Raw genomic sequence first — 17283 nt, 5'->3', positions numbered from 1 at the left:
TGGTGGAGAGCTTCGCGTCCTCGACCATGAAGGCCAGCCGCTCGGGTGGGAAGCCGGGGTCGAGCGGGACGTAGCCGGCGCCTGCTTCGAGGATGCCCAGCAGGCCCACCACCATGTCCACGCCGCGGTTCGTGAAGAGGCCCACGAGGCTGCCGGCGGTGACGCCCTGCTGCTTCAGGCCATGCGCCACCTGGTGGGCGCGCTGGATCAACTGCTGGTACGTGAGCGTCACGGCGCCGGAGCGCAGCGCCACCGCGTCGGGGGTGGCCCGGGCCTGCGCGGCCACGAGGGTGTGGACGAAGGCCTCGCGGTCGAACGGCTTCGCGGTGGCGTTCCAGTCCACCAGCACCCGCTGCTTCTCCGCGGCGGGCAGCAGCGGCAGGCGCGACACGGGGCAGTCCGCGTCGGCGACCACGCCCCGCAGCAATTCTTCGTAACACGCCATCCAGCGGCGAACCGTGGAGCCGTCGAAGAGGTCGGTGTTGTACTGGCACTCCAGCACCACGCGGCCATGGGCCTCGGCCGCGTTGATGAAGAGGTCGAAGTTCTCGAAGTGGCGCGGGTTGCTCGCCAGGGTGCAGGTGAGGCCCTGGAACTCCAGCTGGTCGCCCGTGACGGCCTGGTCCACGTTGAACAGCACGTTGACCAGCGGCAGGCGGCTGGGGTCGCGCGGCAGCGCCAGCTGCTTGAGCAGCGTGCCGAACGTGTACTCCTGGTGCTCGTAGGCATCGAGCATCGTGGTGCGCAGCTGCTTGAGCACCTGCGTGAAGGGCGCCTCCGCGGCCACGTTGCTGCGCAGGGGCAGCGCGTTCACGCAGTGGCCCACCAGGTCCTTCAGCCCGGCCACGGACTGGCCCGCGGCGGGGATGGCCACCACCACGTCCTCCAGCCCCGTCAGCCGGTGCAGCAGCGCCTTGAAGCCCGCCAGCAGCGTGGTGAAGAAGCTGCCGCCGTGGCGCGCGCCCACGCGCTTGAGCTGCTCGACGAGCGCGGGCTCCAGGACGCAGTCCTCGCGCCGGGAGCTGTACGTCTTCGACGGCGGACGGCGCCGGTCCAGCGGCAGCTCCAGCACCGGCAGCGTGCCGGAGAACTGCTTCAGCCAGTAGCGCTCATGCTCCGCGTACTCCGGCGTCGTGGCCAGCCGCGCCTGCGCGCGGGCGTAGTCGCTGAACGAGGGCGCGGGCGCCAGCGTGTGCGGCGTGCGCCGCGCGTGCGCCGAATAGAACGTCGCCAGGTCGCGCAGCATCACCGCCATGGACCAGCCGTCGCACACGATGTGGTGCGCGGTCAGCGTCAGCAGGTGCTCCCCGGCGGACAGCCGCGCGAGGCGCGGACGGAGCAGCGGCCCGGTCTCCAGGGACAGCGGCGTCTCCACCTCGTGGGTCACGAGCTCGCGGACGCGGGCATCGCGCTCGGAGGGCGGCAGCGCGTCCAGCGCCAGCACCTCCAGCGGGAAGGGCGTGGCGGCGGCCACGCACAGCGTGAGACCGTCCGCGCTGAACGTGGTGCGCAGCGCCTCGTGCCGCTCGCTCAGGTCCTGGAGCGCGGCGCGCAGGCACTCGACGTCCAGCGGGCCGTGCAGGCGCACGGACATGGACTCATTGAAGGCGCAGGACGCGTCCGGGCCCATCTGCACGCCGGTCCACACCTCGCGCTGGGGCTCGGTGGACGGCGCGGTGAGCAGCAGCGCGGGCCCGGCGAACGGATCGAAGTCCTCAGGCAGGTCGTGCATCGGGGTCGCGGGGGTCTTCATCGGGTCTCGCTCAGCTTGACGAACTTGCCGGGCACCGTGGGGTGAGGGACGAACCAGGCGGGGTTGCCCTGGGGATCACGCCCCAGGCGGGCGCCGGGGACGGGGGGCTGGTTGGAGTCGAAGGCGGCGGGGGCCTGCGGCTGGGGACGGGCCGCGCCGGGCAGGAAGCCCGCGTCCTGCAGCTCCGTGACGCTGTCCTGGAAGGCGGTGATGAGCCGCTGCACGTCCGCGTCCGAGTGCGCGGTGGTGAAGAAGCACGGGAAGCCATCCCAGATGTGGATGCCCTTGTCGCGCAGCAGGCAGAACAGCAGGTCCGCGTTCGCGACGTCGGCCGTGACGAACGTCTTCCACAGCGACCCGAAGTGCTTGATGCGCAGCGGGGCGCCCACCTCGTCGAAGAAGGCGTTGAGCGTGCTGGCGAGCGCGTCCGCCTTGGCGCTCACGCTTCGCTGCAGCTCCGGGCCCGCGGCCTTCATGTGCTCCAGCGCGGCCTTCGCGGCGGCGAGCGCCAGCGGGTGGCGCACGAACGTTCCGGCGAAGTACGTCACGCCCACCGTGGGCACGGACTCGTCGCCGAACTGCCAGTGGCCGCCATCCAGCGCGTCCATGAACGGGCGCTTGCCCGCGATGATGCCAATGGGCATGCCGCCGCCCACGACCTTGCCGTAGGTGGCCACGTCCGCCTGCACGCCGAAGAGGGCCTGGGCGCCGCCGGGGTGCATGCGGAAGCCGGTGATGACCTCGTCGAAGATGTAGACGGAGCCGGACTTCTGGGTGAGGTCGCGCAGCTGGTGCAGGAACTCGCGCGGCTGGAAGTCCGGGCGGCGGCTCTGCACCGGCTCCACCATGATGGCCGCCAGCGAGTCCGCGCGGGCGCGCAGGGTTTCGAGCGACTCCGGCGTGCCGTAGTCCAGCACGAGCACGTCCTGCACCGCGCCCGCCATGATGCCCGGGGCGGCCGGCACCGTGCGCAGGCTCTTGGTGCCGCGCACCAGCACCTCGTCGAAGATGCCGTGGTAGCTGCCGGTGAAGATGGCGATGGTGCTGCGGCCGGTGACGGTGCGGGCGATGCGCATCGCCCCCATCACCGCCTCGGAGCCGGTGTTACAGAGCGCCGCGCGGTCCGCGCCGGTGAACTCACAGACGAGCTTCGCGACCTCGCCGGCCAGCGGGTGCATGGGCCCCAGCTCGTAGCCGTCGTCCACCTGCTGGCGCACGGCCTGGGTGATGAAGTCCGGCGCGTGGCCGAACATCACGGAGCCGAAGCCGTTGAGCGCGTCCAGGTACTCGTTGCCGTCCACGTCCCAGAGCTTGGAGCCCTTGGAGCGGTTCACGGCCAGCGGGTAGATGAGCTCCTTGAGCAGCGGCCGGAAGCCCGTCACCACGCGGGGATCCGACAGCTGGCTCCGGTTCTCCTGGGCGTAGCGCTTGGAGCCCTGCGTCTTCGCGTTGTAGCGGCGGGTGAAGTCCTCCAGGAACGTCTGCTGGCGGGGCGTGAGCGAGTCCTTCGGCGCGAGGCTGATGCGCGCGATGGCGCCGAAGGCCTTCTTCACGTCGTACTTCACCGGGCCCTTGAGGTCGGCTTCGTCAGGGGTGGCGGCAGGGGCGGGAGCCGTGGGGGCGGGCTGGACCTGGGAGGCCTGCGGCTGCGCGGCCTGGGCCGGCCCGGTCGGAGGCTGCGCGGCGGGAGCGGGGGCGAAGGCCTGCGGGGCCCGCACTTGCGCGGGCTGACCGGAGAGCAGCGCGAGCTGCTGGGTCATCAGCCAGAGCTGCTGGGCGACGACCGCCTGGAGGCTCCCGGCGGGGGCGGCCATCGCCTGGACCTGGAACGCGGCGCCGGCGGAGGCGAGCTGCGCGGGGACGGCGGCGACAGCCGGAGTCGCCTGGGCCGGGAACGCGGCGCCCGCGGACGCGGGGACCTGCGGCTGCGCGAGGAGGTTCGCGGTGAGCTGCGCGGCGGCCACAGGCGCGGGCGCGGCGTCCGGGGGCATGCGGCCGTCGAGGTACGCGGCGAGCTGCCCCAGCGACGCGGCCTCCTCCAGGAGCTGCCGGAACGTCACCCTCACGCCGAACTGCTTCTGCACCGCGAGCGCCGCCTGCGTGAGCACCAGCGAGTCGAGCCCCAGCTCCAGGAAGCTCGCGCCCGGATCCGCGTCGGCCAGCTCCAGGCCGCTCAGCTCCTCGAACAGGTTGCGCAGGGTGGGGACGAGACGCTCGGCACGGGGAACGGGGGCGGGACTCACGGAGGCTCCGTTGGAGAGAGTGGGCGCGAGCACGGGCGCCCGCTCGAGGTCGATCCAGTGGCGCTGCCGCTGGAAGGGATAGGTGGGAAGGGTGACGCGCTGGCGCTGCTCGCCGGCGTGGAAGGCGCCCCAGTCCAGGGCCACGCCCCGGCGCCAGAGCTGCCCCGCGGCGCCCAGGAGGGCGCTCCAGTCCGCGGCGTCGCCGGTGGACTCGCCCAGGGAGGCGACGATGCGCGAGCGCTGGTCGGCCGTGGCCTGCTGCCGCGCCAGCGTGGCGAGCGTCACGCGCGGGCCCACCTCCAGCAGGAGGTGCTCGCCCTGGTCCCAGAGCGTGCGCAGCGCGGGCGAGAACCGCACCGTGTCGCGCAGGTGCCGCGCCCAGTACTCGGGGGACGTGGCCTCGGAGGCCTTGAGCCAGGTGCCCGTCGCCGTGGAGACGATGGGGATGCTCGGCTCGGACAGGCGCACGCCCTTCACCGCCTCCAGGAAGGGCGCCACCGCGGCGTCCATCATCGGCGAGTGGAACGCGTGCGACGTCTGGAGCATCCGGCACGCGGTGCCCTCCGCCTCCAGCGTGGCTTGCAGCCGCTGCACGGCCTCCGTGGGCCCGGACACCACGCACAGGCGCGGCCCGTTGTCCGACGCGACGGCCAGCCCGTCCGACAGGCGGGGCGCCACGGCCTCCGCGGACAGGCGCACCGACAGCATGCTGCCCGGCGCCTGCGCCTGCATCAGCTGGCCGCGCTTCGCCACCAGGTGCAGCGCGTCCTCCAGCGTGAAGACGCCCGCGAGGCACGCGGCGACGAACTCGCCCACGCTGTGGCCCATGAGCGCCCCCGGCCGCACGCCCCAGCTCCACCAGAGCTGCGCGAGCGCGTACTCCACCGTGAACAGCGCCGCCTGCGCGAACGACGTCTGGCGCAGCGCCTCCGCGGCCTCGGGCGACTCCGGGTCCTTCGGGAAGAGCACCTCGCGCAGGTCGCGCCCGAGCAGCGGCTTGAGCACCTCCGCGCACGCGTCCACCGTGGCGCGGAAGGCCGGCGCGTGGTGGTACAGCCCGTGCGCCATGTCCGGGTGCTGCGAGCCCTGGCCCGGGAAGAGGAACGCGACCGGCGGCGTGGACTCCAGCGCGGAGGCCTCCGGCTCGGCCGCCGTCAGCGCCCGCACGGCCTCCTCATGGGTGCCCGCCACCACGGCGCGGCGGAAGGGGAACGCCTTGCGCCCCGTGGCCAGCGTGTGGGCCACGTCCGCGAGCGAGTCCTCCGGATGCGCCTGGAGGTGCGCGGCCAGCCGCAGCGCCGCCTGCGCCAGGGCCGCGGGCGTCTTCGCCGACAGCGTCAGGAGCTGGCGCGGCTTCGACGGACCAGAAGCGGGACGCGCGGGCGCCTCCTCCAGCACCACGTGCGCGTTGGTGCCGCCCACGCCGAACGAGCTCACCCCCGCGCGCAGGGGGCCCGTGCCCTCCGGCCACGCGGAGCGCTTCGCCTGGACGAAGAAGGGGCTGCGCGGGAAGTCGATCTTGGGGTTGGGCGTCTCGAAGTGCAGCGTCGGCGGCAGCTCGCGGTGCTTCAGCGCGAGCACCGTCTTGAGCAGCCCCGCCACGCCCGCCGCGGCGGTGAGGTGGCCGAAGTTGCTCTTCACCGAGCCGATGGCGCAGAAGCCCGTGTCGGCGGTGTGCGCGCGGAACGCCTGCGACAGCGCCTCGACCTCGATGGGGTCGCCCAGCGGCGTCGCCGTGCCGTGCGCTTCCACGTAGCGGAGGGTTCGCGGGTCGATGCCCGCGTTCGCGTGCGCCGTCGCGATGGCGGCGGCCTGTCCCTCCACGCCCGGCGCCGCGAAGCTCATCTTGGCCGCGCCGTCGTTGTTGATGCCCACGCCGCGCAGCACCGCGTGGATGACGTCGCCGTCCGCCTGCGCGTCCGACAGGCGCTTGAGCACCACCGCGCCCACGCCGTCGCTGAAGAGGGTGCCGGTGGCCTTCGCGTCGAAGGGGCGGCAGTGCCCGTCCAGGGAGAGCATGCCGCCCTCCTGGTACAGGTGGCCGGACTTCTGCGGCACCGTCACGGACGCGCCGCCCGCCAGGGCCACGTCGCACTGGTGCGTCTGGAGCGCCCAGAAGGCCTGCGCCACCGCGACCAGCGACGTGGAGCACGCCGTGTTGAGCGACAGCGCCGGGCCGCGCAGGTCCAGCTTGTGGGCGACGCGCGTGGCCACGTAGTCCTTCTCGTTGGCCACCATCGCCTGGAAGGCGCCCAGCTGGCCCACGATGTCCTGCCGGGGCTGCACGTGCAGCGGCTGGTAGCTGTTGTTGTGCGTGCCCGCGAAGACGCCGATGAGGCCGGGGTACGCCTCCGGCACGACGCCCGCGGACTCCAGCGCCTCCCACGCCGTCTCCAGGAACAGGCGCTGCTGCGGATCCATCACCTGCGCCTCCTTCGGCGTGATGCCGAAGAAGGCCGCGTCGAACAGCTCCACGCCGTCCAGGATGCCGCGCGCCCGCACGTACTCGGGGGCGTCGCGCTCGGCGGCGGGCACGGACGGATCCACCTCCTCGCGCGTGAAGGAGGTGACGGACTCCACGCCGCCCACCAGGTTCTTCCAGAACGACTCGATGTCCGGAGCGCCCGGGAAGCGGCCCGCCATGCCGATGACGGCCACCGGCTCCGCGCCGCCGCCGGACCGCCGCCGCCTCGCCTGCCGCGCCTCCACCTGCTGCCGCAGCGACGGGCGCGACGCATCCCCCGTCAGCACCGCCGCGAGCTGCGCCACCGTGGGGGACTGGAACAACTGGACGATGGGGATCTCCAGCCCGTGCGCCTGCCGCAGCCGCGCCACGCACTGGAGCGCGAGCAGCGAGTTGCCGCCCAGCTCGAAGAAGCTGTCGTGCACGCCCACCCGGTCGATGCGCAGGAGCTGCGCCCAGGACTCCGCGAGCGTGCGCTCCAGCGGCGAGCGCGGCGCGACGTAGGCCTGCTGTAGCTCCGGCCGCGTGGGCAGCGGGGCGGGCAGGCTCCGGCGGTCGATCTTCCCGCTGGGCGTGCGCGGCAGCGCGTCCAGCAGCACGAACGCGGAGGGCACCATGTAGTCCGGCACCCGCGTGGACAGGTGGCGTCGCAGCGCTCCGGCCGCGTGCTCCAGCGCGCCGTCTGGGACGACGTAGGCGACCAGCCGCTTGTCGCCGGGCACGTCCTCGCGCGCCACCACCGCCACCTGCTTCACCGCCGGGTGGCTGCCCAGCGCGACCTCGATCTCCCCCAGCTCGATGCGGTAGCCGCGCACCTTCACCTGGCCGTCGATGCGGCCCAGGAACTCCACGTCGCCGTCCGGCAGCACGCGCGCCAGGTCGCCCGTCTTGTACGCGCGCTCGCCGGTGCCGGGCTTGAGCGGGTGCTGCACGAAGCGCTCCGCGGTCAGCGCCTCGCGGTGCAGGTAGCCGCGCGCCAGGCACACGCCCGCGAGGTACAGCTCCCCGGACTCGCCCTGGGGGACGGGCTTCTTCTGCTCGTCCAGCACCAGCAGCTCGCAGCCGTCCACCGCCTTGCCGATGGGCGGCAGCGCGGGCCACGTGTCGGGCGAGCCCCGCAGCACGTGGCTGGAGACGACGTGCGTCTCCGACGGGCCGTAGTGGTTGTGCAGCGCGCAGCCCGGCAGCGCGGAGAAGAACGCGCGCAGGTGGTGCGTCACCTGGAGCTGCTCGCCCGCGGTGACGACCTCGCGCAGGGCGGGCGGCACCTTCTGGTGCGAGGTGGCGATCTCCGCCAGGTTCTGCAGCGCGATGAAGGGCAGGAACAGCCGCTCCACGCGCTCCTCCGCCAGGAGCTGTAGCAGCAGCACGGCGTCCAGCCGCAGCGCGTCCCGCACCAGCACCAGCGTCCCGCCGGAGCACCAGGTGCCGAACAGCTCCTGGAACGACACGTCGAAGGACAGCGGGGAGAACTGGAGCGTGCGCGTGCCCGGCCCCGCGATGGACTGGCCCAGCTGCCACGCGATGAGGTTGGCGAGCGGCCGGTGCCCCATGGCCACGCCCTTGGGCGTGCCCGTGGAGCCGGACGTGTAGATGGCGTAGGCCAGCCCCTCCAGGCTCGACGCGTCCACCGGGGTGGCCGGGGCCTCCGGCGCGAAGAGGGCGGGGGACTCGTCCAGGCACAGCACCGGGCCCGCGAAGGCCGGCAGCCCCGCGCGCAGCCTCGCCTGGGTGAGCAGCACCGGCGCCTTCGCGTCCTCCAGCATGAAAGCCAGACGTGGCGCGGGATAGGCCGGGTCCAATGGCAGATATGCGCCGCCTGCCTTGAGCACGGCCAGCACCGCCACCCCCAGCTCCATCGACCGCTCCAGGCACACGCCGACGAGCACGTCCGTGGTGACGCCCAGGCCCCGCAGGTGGTGCGCCAGCTGGTTGGAGCGGTGCTCCAACGCCGCGTACGTCAGCCCCGTCCCCTCGAAGCGGATCGCCTCGGCGTCAGGTGTCCGGATCGCTTGCGCGGTGAAACGAGCCACCACTGTCTGCATGAGCGCTGCGTCCACGGACATGTCCCCCAGGGTCGTCCGACCGTTAGGTGCCGAGCGTTGGAGATGAAAGAGAATGGGAAAGCTGGGCCAACCCGGTCACCGAGCATGCCATGCCTGGAATGGAATGATCGCGCCTGGGAAGATTCCTTACATACGGACGGCCCCTCGGCCGCCCCTCAGGCATTGCATTCAGAGAAAGCGCGAAAAGAACGCCAGCACTCGGCGTGGATATTCTTCTGGCGAGGCCTGGAGGTAGCTCTCATGGCCTGCCCGCGGCACGAGCCACTTCTCCCACGGGCCTTGCCCCTGGCGCAGCAGCTCCTCCAGCGCGGCGTCCGGTACCCATGGGTCCGCCGCGCCCGCGATCAGCAGCACGGGGCGGCCCGCGAGCGCGGCCATGTCCCGGGCGGGCCGCACCGCGTTCACGTCCACGCCCGCGCGCTTCATCACCCCCAGGGCGGGCCACAGGCCCAGCGGGCCCCAGTGTCCCAGCTCATCCTGGAGCGCCTGCGCGGGCGCCACGGCGGCGGCCTCCACCACCACGGCCTTGAGGCGGGCATCCTCCGCCGCGGCCTTCAGCACCGAGTAGCCCCCCAGGGAGAACCCGAGCGCGCCGATGCGCTTCGCGTCCACCTCCGGCTGGCGCGCGGCGAAGTCCACCGCCGCCCGCACCTGGGTGGCCTCGCGGTCGCCGTAGGTGGACACCGTCCCGCCGCTCTCGCCGTGCGCGCCCAGGTCGAAGAGCAGCAGGCCATACCCGGCCCGCGCGAGGAACCGGGCCTCGGGCAGCAGCTGCGTGCGGTTGCCCGAGAGCCCATGGACCAGCACGACGAGCGCCCCGTCGCGCGGCGGCAGGTACCAGCCCTTGAGCGAGAGGCCGTCCGCGTCCTGGAACCCCACGTCGCGCAGGCCCGCGAGCTCCGCGTCCCCCGGGGGGCTCCCCACCGGCTGGCGGGGCGGGTGCACCTCCTGGGAGATGTAGCGCGCGCTGCGCACCGCGACCCAGGCCGCCATCGCCAGCAGCGCCACGCCTCCCAGCAGGAGCCCGGCGACGAGCGGGTGCTTCACGCGGACTCCCGGGCCACCCACGCGTCCACCTTCGCCTCCAGCACGTCCAGGGGCAGCGACCCCGTGAGCAGCACCACGTCGTGGAAGGCCTTCACGTCGAAGCGCGCGCCCAGCGCGGCCTCCGCCCGGTCGCGCAGCGCGCGGATGCGCAGCTGGCCGACCTTGTACGCCAGCGCCTGGCCGGGCCACGCGATGTAGCGGTCCACCTCGTTGGTGATGTCCAGCTCCTGGCGCGGCGCGTTCTCCATGAAGAAGTCCAGCGCCTGCTTCCGCGTCCACCGCTTCGCGTGCAGGCCGGTGTCCACCACCAGCCGCACCGCGCGCCACATCTCGTAGGCGAGCTGGCCGAACTTGTCGTACGGGTCGTCGTACAGGCCCAGCTCGTCACCCAGGGACTCGCTGTAGAGCGCCCAGCCCTCGTCGAAGGCCACGTAGGACGTGAAGCGGCGGAAGTCCGGCACGTCCGTCTGCTCGGAGGCGAGCGACACCTGGAAGTGGTGGCCGGGCACGGCCTCGTGCAGCGTCAGGGGCACCATCTCCCAGACGGGCCGCGTCTCCGGGCGGTAGAGGTTCACCTGGAAGGTGCCCGGGCGCGAGCCGTCCGCGGCGGCCGGGAAGTAGAAGCCCGTCGTCACGTCCGGGGCCATGGCCTCCGGGATGGGCTCGACCACGTAGGGCTGCTTCGGCATCGTCCGGAACAGGCGCTCCAGCAGCGGATCGATGCGCCGGGCCAGCGCCCGGTAGCGCGCGAGCAGCGCCTCGCCCGTGGGCTCGTAGAAGCGCGCCTCCGTGCGCAGCAGCTCGAAGAAGGCCTGCCGCGTGCCGGTGAAGCCCGTGCGGGCCATCACGCCATCCAGCTCCGCCCGCAGCCGCTGGACCTCCGCGAGCCCCATCGCGTGGATCTCATCGGGCGTCAGGCGCGTCGTCGTGTGCCGGCGCGCGAGCACCGCGTACATCGCGTCGCCCTCCGGGAACTGCCACACGCCCACGGTCTCCGGGGCGGCGGGCAGGTACTCCGTCACGACGAAGTCCAGGGCGCGCTGGAGCGCGGGCACCACGGTGTTCGCGATGGCGTCGCGCCCCGCCTGCGAGAGCCGCCGCGCGTCCTCCGGCGCGAGGTCCTTCGGCATGCGGGTGAAGGGGCTGTAGAAGCCGCTCCGCGTGGGGTCCCTCACCACCTGCCGCTCCAGCTGCGGCGGGATGCGCTGGAGCACGATGTGCGGGTGGATGCGGTGCTGGCGCATGCCCTCGCGCATCAGCGCGACCACCTGATCCGCGTAGGCGCCGAAGCGCTCCAGCCGCTTCACCCAGTCCTCGTAGTCCCCCACCGTCTCGAAGCGCAGGGTGTCCGCCAACTGGTACGCCGTCTGGAGCCCCGGCGGCATCTTGAGCGCCTCCGGCAGGCCGCCCATCTGGTTGAGGGGCAGGAGGTGGGCCTTCACGCCGTACTCTTCCAGCCACGTCTCGTGCATCCGCCGGAAGAGGTCCAGGTGCAGCCGGTCCGCGTCGCTGTCCAGCGCGGCGCGGTCCACGCCCTGGAGCCGGCGCAGCACGTCGTGGCTGTGTTGGTGGTCCGCCTCCAGCGCGGCGAGGCTCAGGTCGTCCCACCGGTCGTTCCAGCGCCGGTCCCCCAGGATCGACGCGTAGGTGGGGTGCTGCTGGAGCGAGTACTGCCACTCCGCCTCCAGCAGGGCGTGCAGCGACGCGGACGCGGCGCCACGCGAGGGGACGGACTCGGATGACATGGACGGACTCCGGAGCGGGAACCGCGGCTAGATGAACAGCGTGGGATCGAACTCGTCCACGTTGACCGGCAGGAGGCGGGGCAGGGGGCGCTGGAACACGCGGGCGTTGAGCTCCAGGTCGACGACCTTCAGGCCCAGCGGGGTGAGCTCGCGGAACTTCTGGCTCACGTACTCGCGCAGCCCCAGCACGGCGACCTGGCGCTGCTCCTCCAGCAGCGGCTTGAGCGCCTCCGCGAAGTCCGCGCCGTCGTGGCTGGCCAGGCCCACCGCCGCCTGCGGGCGCTGCGTGCGGATGTTCTCCAGCAGCTTGAGGATGCCCAGGTCCACGACCTTCTGGTCCGGACGCCCGTGCAGGAGCGCGACCTCGCAGCCCGCGGACTTCAGCGCGCGCACGAAGCCAATCATCGCGTCCGGGAGCTGCTCGCCGCGCGCGTTGAGCACCACCACGCAGCGCACGGGCTTGGGGAAGTACGTGTCACAGAAGGAGACGAGCCGGTCGAACTGCACCCGGTCCTGGGGCTCGGGCTTGCGTCCGACGATGTTGGAGACAGCCCAGTCAACGTTCTCGGCGTCGATGAGGACGTAGGAGGCGGCGGCGGGTCGAGCGGATTGCATGGCGGGCACAATACGCGGGGCCGGTGTCCGTTGGGGGTTTTCATCGACCCAGGCGGATCCGTTGGAACTCCTCGAGCAGCAGCTCCGACACGCGGCGCACGCGGGGAATGTCGAGCGCGGACTTCGCGCAGACCAGGTGCGTCTGGCTCCGGGAGAAGGGCCCCAGGTCCACCTCCAGCGGCACCAGCTGCGTGGGGCGCTTGAAGCGGTGCGGCATGCGAGCGAGCACCATCGCGCCCAGGCCGGCCTCCGCCGCCGCGAGCATCACCAGGTAGTGGTCCGCCGTGAAGGCCGGGGCGAAGCCGGGGATCATCGACTCCAGTTGGGGGTTGGGCGGGACGGCCTCGAAGGGGGGCGCCCAGGCCACCCAGGGCAGTTGCTGGAGCGTCACCTTCCTGGGCAGCCGGGCCTTCAAGGCCTTGGAGACGAGGACGGCGTTGGGGACCTCCAGCGTGTCCACGAGCTTCAGGTCCGCGCTCGTGGGACGCCGTCCGCGCAGCGCGAGGTCCGCCTCGCCGCGAGCCAGGTCCTGGTACTGAACCTGGGACTGCACCTCCAGGCGCAGGCCCGGGTGCTGCTGGGCGACGAAGGCGGCGAAGGGGGCCACGAAGTCGAAGCTCATGAACGGCGTGGCCGTCACGCGCACGATGCCGCGGGGAGCGCTGTCCGCGGACTCCGCCGCGCGGTGCAGCTCACCGGCCCACTCCGCCATCTTCTTCGCGGGCACGAGCAGCCGCTCCCCGGCCACCGTGAGCGCCGCGCCCTCCACGCTGCGGCGGAACAGCGCCGCGCCCACCGCGTACTCCAGGGCGGCCAGCCTCCGGCTCACCGTGGGTTGTCCGATGCGCAGCCGCCGCGCGGCCCCGCTGAAGCTGCCCGTCTCCGCGATGGCGAGGAACAGCCGGGCGTCGTCCCAGGAGATATCCATGAATGGATGGCATCATGCCGTCTTCGCGGATTCCCATCCACGGGCGCATCCCGCATCTTCCCGCGTGTCCCGAACGCCCGGCGCGCCGCGCCGGCAGAAGGAGTCCGCCATGAAGTCCACCCTGTTCGCGCTCTGCCTCTCCGTCGCCGGGCTCGCCACCGGCTGCGCCACGTCCTCCCACGCCGTCCAGAAGTCCGAGCTGGGCGTGACGCGGCCGGCGGAGGCGCTGCTCGCGGCGCTGGACGTGCCGGGGCCGGTGGAGCTGGAGACCGTCACGTCCTGTGACTGGTCCGTGGACCGAAGCGGCCTCATCAACCTGGACCACCCGACGGCGAAGGCGGCGCACCTGGAGGACGGGGACGAGCCCATCCAGGTCTTCTTCCACGCGCTGCGCCACCCGACGCGGGGGATGTTCATCGTGGACACGGGCGTGGAGACGGCGCTGCGCGACGCGCCCGACCGCGCGGCGCTGAGCGGCATCGTCACGAGCGCGATGCACATGGAGAAGATGACGGTGCTGGCGCCGCTGGGCGAGTGGCTGGCGCAGCAGCCCCAGCCGCTGGCCGGCGTCTTCCTCACGCACCTGCACCCGGACCACATCAGCGGCATGGCGGACGCGCCAGCCGGGACGCCCGTGTACACCGGCCCGGGGGAGGCGGGCAGCCGCGCGTTCGTGAACCTGGTGGTGCAGGGCGCCACGGACCGCGCGCTGGCGGGCAAGCCGGCGCTGTCCGAGTGGAACTACACGCCGGACCCCAAGGGCCTCTTCGATGGCGCGGTGGACGTCTTCGGGGACGGCTCCGTGTGGGCGCTCTGGGTGCCGGGGCACACGCCGGGCAGCACCGCGTACCTCGTGCGCTCCACGAAGGGGCCGGTGCTGCTGCTGGGGGACGCCAGCCACACGCGCTGGGGCTGGGAGCACGACGTGGAGCCGGGCACCTTCACGCAGGACGGGCCCCGGGGCGTGGAGAGCTTCAAGAAGCTGCGCGCGTTCGTCGCGGCGCACCCGGAGGTGGAGGTGCGCTTCGGCCACCAGCACTGAGGGGGCGTGCCGCGGCGGTGGGCGAGGGGGCAGACCGGGGCCCCGTCCAGAGCGACGCGGCCCCGGGCACCGCGGCTACTTCAGCCGGAACGAGCCCTCGGAGATGATCAGCAGCTCCACGCCGGTGGGGGCTTGGGCGCCGAAGCCCGTCAGGGTGGCGGTGGCGGCGCCGCGCACCTCCGCGTCATAGGTGGCGAAGGCGTTGACCACCGCGTCCGCGATGAGCGTGGCGGTCCCCCTGCCGGACTGCTCCAGCACCGTGCCCAGCGTGGCTTCGAGCGTCGCCCCGGCCTGCGCTCCCGTGTGCACCGCGGAGTCGAAGGCGAGCTGGTTGCTGCTCGTGACCCCCAGCTGCGCGCCCATCACGGACGCGCTGCCGCCGGTGGCGAGCTGGCTGCTGTAGGAGGCCCACGCCGACGCGGCGAGGCTGGCGGACGTGGCGGCGGCCAGGTTCGAGCGCAGCGTCGTGGCCGCGGTATTCGCCTGGCTCAACACCGCGTCGGCGGCGCCAGCGCCCTGGAGCAGGGCCGTCACGGCCGCCTCGGTGGCCTCGGCCTCCAGCGAGGCGGCGGCCCGCATGGACGCGTCCGCGACCGCGATCCCCGCGCCAGTGGACAGCCGCGCGTCCACCACCATGCGGTACGAGACGCTGGCCTCGCGCTCCGCCTGCTGGTCCTGCACGTCGTTCGCCTCGGGCGTGGCCGCGCGCACCGCCGCGAAGAACGTGCGGTAGGCGCTCGCCGCGGACGGTCCGCCCGCATCCAGCGCCGCGTCCAGCTGCGCGGCCGCGTCCAGCGACGCGTTGAAGAGCTGGTCCTGCGTGACGACCACGCCCGCCCGGGCGTACGCCTTGAGCCGCGTGGCCTGCGCCGCGCGCACCGCCACGGCCAGCGCCCCCACGGACTCGGCCGCCGTCTGCTTGAGCTGGCCGCGCACCGCCGCCGCCTGCTCCGCGTTCAGCCGCGCGCGCAGGTCCACCGTGTCCACGCTGTTGGGCGAGTCCCCGTCCCGCACCATCTGGACGTAGACCTCCGCCTCCAGCGAGGACTCGCTCGTGATGGGCGGCGCCGTGCGCGCGTCCTGGCCCGCCTGCGGCGCCGCGGAGTCCAGCACCGCGGAGCCCACCGTGACGCCGGCCGCGTTCACCGCCTCGATGACCAGCCGCTGCCCCGCGTCCTCCAGCTCCAGCGTGTAGCTGCCGTCCGCCGCGACGTCGGCCTCCGCCAGCCTCGACAGGTCGCCGGCCGCCACCACGCGGCTGATCCGCACCGTGGCCGCCGCGGAGGCCGTCCCATCCCCCGCCAGCGCGGGCGCTCCGTCGGTGAGCCCCTGCGTCTGCTGACCGCCTCCGTTGGTGACGTGCCCCCGGACCTTCACCTTGTCGCCGCCACCACACGCCGCCAGCATCCAGCACACCAGCGCACCCAGAATCACTTCACCCGCGCGACGCGTCCGCATGTCTCGGGAACTCCCGGCCGGGCGAGGAGCGCCTCGGCACCGTGTTGAGGATTACGCACCAGGGAAACGGCCGGATTCAAGCCGCCGTCAGCCCATCTTCTCGAGCAGGTGCTGGAGCTGCGCCTGCTCCGCCGCGCCCAGGCGCCCGAGCCGCTCGCTGAACGCCGCCGACAGCAGCGCGAGGCCCCTCGCCGTCACCTTCCGCCCCGCCGGGGTGACCTGGAGCCGGTGCCGGCGCAGGTCCTCGGTGTCCAGCTCCCGGCGCAGGAAGCCCGCCGCCTCCAGCCGCTTCACGTACACGGTGATGGTCGGCTTCGGCATGCTCAGGGTCGCCGCCAGCTCGGCGGGGTAGGGGTGCTCCTCCACCTGCGCCAGGACGAACAGCTCCTTCGTGTCCAGCCCCAGCGCGGCGATGTCGGGCGAGACGCCCGCGATGACCGACATCAGCAGGGTGTAGTTCAGCGACCAGATCTTCGCCGGGTCGATTCTCGACATGGGCCCTTGCGCGGAAAATGGTACAAAATTAAATCAATTCAAGGCTGAACCAATCCGGCCTCCTCGAAACGGTAGCACATCCCCTGGAGCAACCATGCCTCTGGACCATTACGTGACGCTCGGCCGCTCAGGCCTCCGCGTGAGCCCGCTGTGCCTTGGTGCGATGACGTTCGGTGAAGACCTCGGCTGGGGCACCAGCGTGGAGGAGTCCGAGCGCATCATCGACCGGTACATCGAGCTGGGCGGCAACTTCATCGACACCGCGAACTTCTACACGAAGAGCCACTCCGAGAAGATCATCGGCGACCACGTCGGGCGGCACGCGGCCCGGCGCGACCGGCTGGTCATCGCCACGAAGTTCAGCGGGAACCTCTACCCCGGCGATCCGAACGGGGGAGGCTCCGGCCGCAAGTCCATCATCTCGGCGTGCGAGCACTCGCTCCGCCGCCTGCAGACCGACTACATCGACCTGTACTGGCTCCATAACTGGGACGTGCACACGCCCATCGACGAGACGATGGCCGCGCTGGAGGACCTCGTCCGGGCCGGCAAGGTCCGCTACCTCGGGGTCTCCGACACGCCGGCGTGGAAGATCGTCGAGGCCAACGTGACCGCGCGCTTCCGCGGCGGGTCCGCGTTCATCGGGTTGCAGATCGAGTACTCGCTGCTGGAGCGCAGCGTGGAGCAGGAGCTGGTGCCCATGGCCCTGGAGCACGGGCTGGGCATCACGCCCTGGTCTCCGCTCAAGAGCGGCGCGCTCAGCGGCAAGTACACCCGCAAGAACGCAGGGCAGCTGAAGGCGGACCGGGGGCCCTTCCTCGAGCCCTTCCTGAACGAGAAGACCTACACCGTCGTCGACGCGCTGGAGCAGATCGCCCGCGCGCACGAGAGCACCCCGGCGCGCGTGGCGCTGGCCTGGGTCATGGCGAAGCCGGCGGTGGGCTCGACCATCATCGGCGCGCGGCGGCTCTCGCAGTTGGAGGACAACCTGAAGGCCGCGGACGTGAAGCTCACGGCCGCGGAGCTGGGCCGCCTGGATGAGCTGACGAAGCCCACCTTCGGGTTCCCGCAGAGCATGCAGCCCATGTTCCCCGCCATCCACAACGGCGGGACGACGGTGAACGGCACCTTCGCGCCGCCGTCCCCCTTCGGCGTGGAGAAGGGCGACAAGGTCTACTGACCGCGCGAGGAGACACCCACCGGGCGCCCGGGCCGGCGCGCTGAGGCCGCCCGGGCCCGAGCGTCCGCGCGCAGGCGCCCGGCCCCGCGAGCGGCTCCTGGAAGCGGACGGGGAGAAGCGCTGGGGCGTGGAGCTGGGGCGGCTGGCGCTCGCGTCCAACAGCCGCATCCGCGCGAAGCGGGCCCGCGCGCTGGGCTGGGGGCCGCACCGGCCCTCCGTGTTCGACGTCCTCGCCGCGCTGAAGTAG

10 protein-coding genes are annotated in these 17283 nt (G+C 72.7%); 2 read left to right on the top strand and 8 right to left on the bottom strand.

The features are described 5' to 3' along the window. The 6 genes from U8525_RS26195 to U8525_RS26170 all read right to left on the bottom strand — a co-directional run. The coding region (locus U8525_RS26195) for a condensation domain-containing protein (protein ID WP_374269164.1) at nt 1–1732 on the bottom strand (1732 nt) is incomplete at its 3' end. Between the two features lie 17 nt (nt 1733–1749). Continuing rightward, nucleotides 1750–8526 carry an amino acid adenylation domain-containing protein gene (locus tag U8525_RS26190; protein WP_374269163.1) on the bottom strand — a complete coding sequence of 2259 codons (6777 nt, stop codon included), beginning with the start codon at nt 8524–8526 and terminating at the stop codon, nt 1750–1752. A 168-nt stretch (nt 8527–8694) separates the two neighbouring features. Then, a complete protein-coding gene (locus U8525_RS26185) occupies nt 8695–9573 on the bottom strand; it encodes an alpha/beta hydrolase (RefSeq protein WP_374269162.1) in 879 nt (292 codons plus the stop codon). Continuing rightward, nucleotides 9570–11318, bottom strand: a complete 1749-nt coding sequence (locus U8525_RS26180; protein WP_374269160.1) for a DUF885 family protein — start codon at nt 11316–11318, stop codon at nt 9570–9572. The genes U8525_RS26185 and U8525_RS26180 overlap by 4 nt, the downstream gene beginning before the upstream one ends. A gap of 27 nt (nt 11319–11345) precedes the next feature. Continuing rightward, nucleotides 11346–11933, bottom strand: coding sequence for an NYN domain-containing protein (locus U8525_RS26175; protein WP_374269158.1), 588 nt, complete (start codon nt 11931–11933; stop codon nt 11346–11348). 40 nt (nt 11934–11973) lie between these two features. After that, nucleotides 11974–12861: a LysR family transcriptional regulator gene (locus U8525_RS26170; protein ID WP_374269156.1), complete on the bottom strand. Its 888-nt coding sequence runs from the start codon at nt 12859–12861 to the stop codon at nt 11974–11976. Between the two features lie 109 nt (nt 12862–12970). Between U8525_RS26170 and U8525_RS26165 the strand changes: the two genes are divergently transcribed. After that, complete coding sequence (locus U8525_RS26165; protein ID WP_374269154.1) at nt 12971–13903, top strand: MBL fold metallo-hydrolase; 933 nt, start codon at nt 12971–12973, stop codon at nt 13901–13903. Between the two features lie 75 nt (nt 13904–13978). Here the strand turns inward: U8525_RS26165 and U8525_RS26160 are convergent, their stop codons facing one another. Next, nucleotides 13979–15361 (bottom strand): hypothetical protein, encoded by a 1383-nt coding sequence (locus U8525_RS26160; RefSeq protein ID WP_374269153.1) that lies wholly within the window; start codon nt 15359–15361, stop codon nt 13979–13981. Between the two features lie 87 nt (nt 15362–15448). After that, nucleotides 15449–15856 carry a MarR family winged helix-turn-helix transcriptional regulator gene (locus U8525_RS26155; RefSeq protein WP_374269151.1) on the bottom strand — a complete coding sequence of 136 codons (408 nt, stop codon included), beginning with the start codon at nt 15854–15856 and terminating at the stop codon, nt 15449–15451. A 94-nt stretch (nt 15857–15950) separates the two neighbouring features. On the opposite strand from U8525_RS26155, the gene U8525_RS26150 reads away from it, so the two are divergent. Then, nucleotides 15951–17036 carry an aldo/keto reductase gene (locus U8525_RS26150; protein WP_374269149.1) on the top strand — a complete coding sequence of 362 codons (1086 nt, stop codon included), beginning with the start codon at nt 15951–15953 and terminating at the stop codon, nt 17034–17036. The last annotated feature ends 247 nt before the right edge of the window (nt 17037–17283 follow it).

The organism is Corallococcus sp. RDP092CA, from assembly GCF_041903675.1.
Classification (GTDB): domain Bacteria; phylum Myxococcota; class Myxococcia; order Myxococcales; family Myxococcaceae; genus Corallococcus.
The sequence above is the reverse complement of the archived record's forward strand: the minus strand, read 5'-3'. Positions and strand labels throughout refer to the sequence as shown.

Bases quoted from the DNA above. Each gene is read 5' to 3' on its own strand.
- U8525_RS26175 (WP_374269158.1), bottom strand. From the start codon at position 11,933: ATGCAATCCGCTCGACCCGCCGCCGCCTCCTACGTCCTCATCGACGCC.
- U8525_RS26170 (WP_374269156.1), bottom strand. From the start codon at position 12,861: ATGGATATCTCCTGGGACGACGCCCGGCTGTTCCTCGCCATCGCGGAG.
- U8525_RS26150 (WP_374269149.1), top strand. From the start codon at position 15,951: ATGCCTCTGGACCATTACGTGACGCTCGGCCGCTCAGGCCTCCGCGTG.
- U8525_RS26165 (WP_374269154.1), top strand. From the start codon at position 12,971: ATGAAGTCCACCCTGTTCGCGCTCTGCCTCTCCGTCGCCGGGCTCGCC.
- U8525_RS26155 (WP_374269151.1), bottom strand. From the start codon at position 15,856: ATGTCGAGAATCGACCCGGCGAAGATCTGGTCGCTGAACTACACCCTG.
- U8525_RS26160 (WP_374269153.1), bottom strand. From the start codon at position 15,361: ATGCGGACGCGTCGCGCGGGTGAAGTGATTCTGGGTGCGCTGGTGTGC.
- U8525_RS26180 (WP_374269160.1), bottom strand. From the start codon at position 11,318: ATGTCATCCGAGTCCGTCCCCTCGCGTGGCGCCGCGTCCGCGTCGCTG.
- U8525_RS26190 (WP_374269163.1), bottom strand. From the start codon at position 8,526: ATGTCCGTGGACGCAGCGCTCATGCAGACAGTGGTGGCTCGTTTCACC.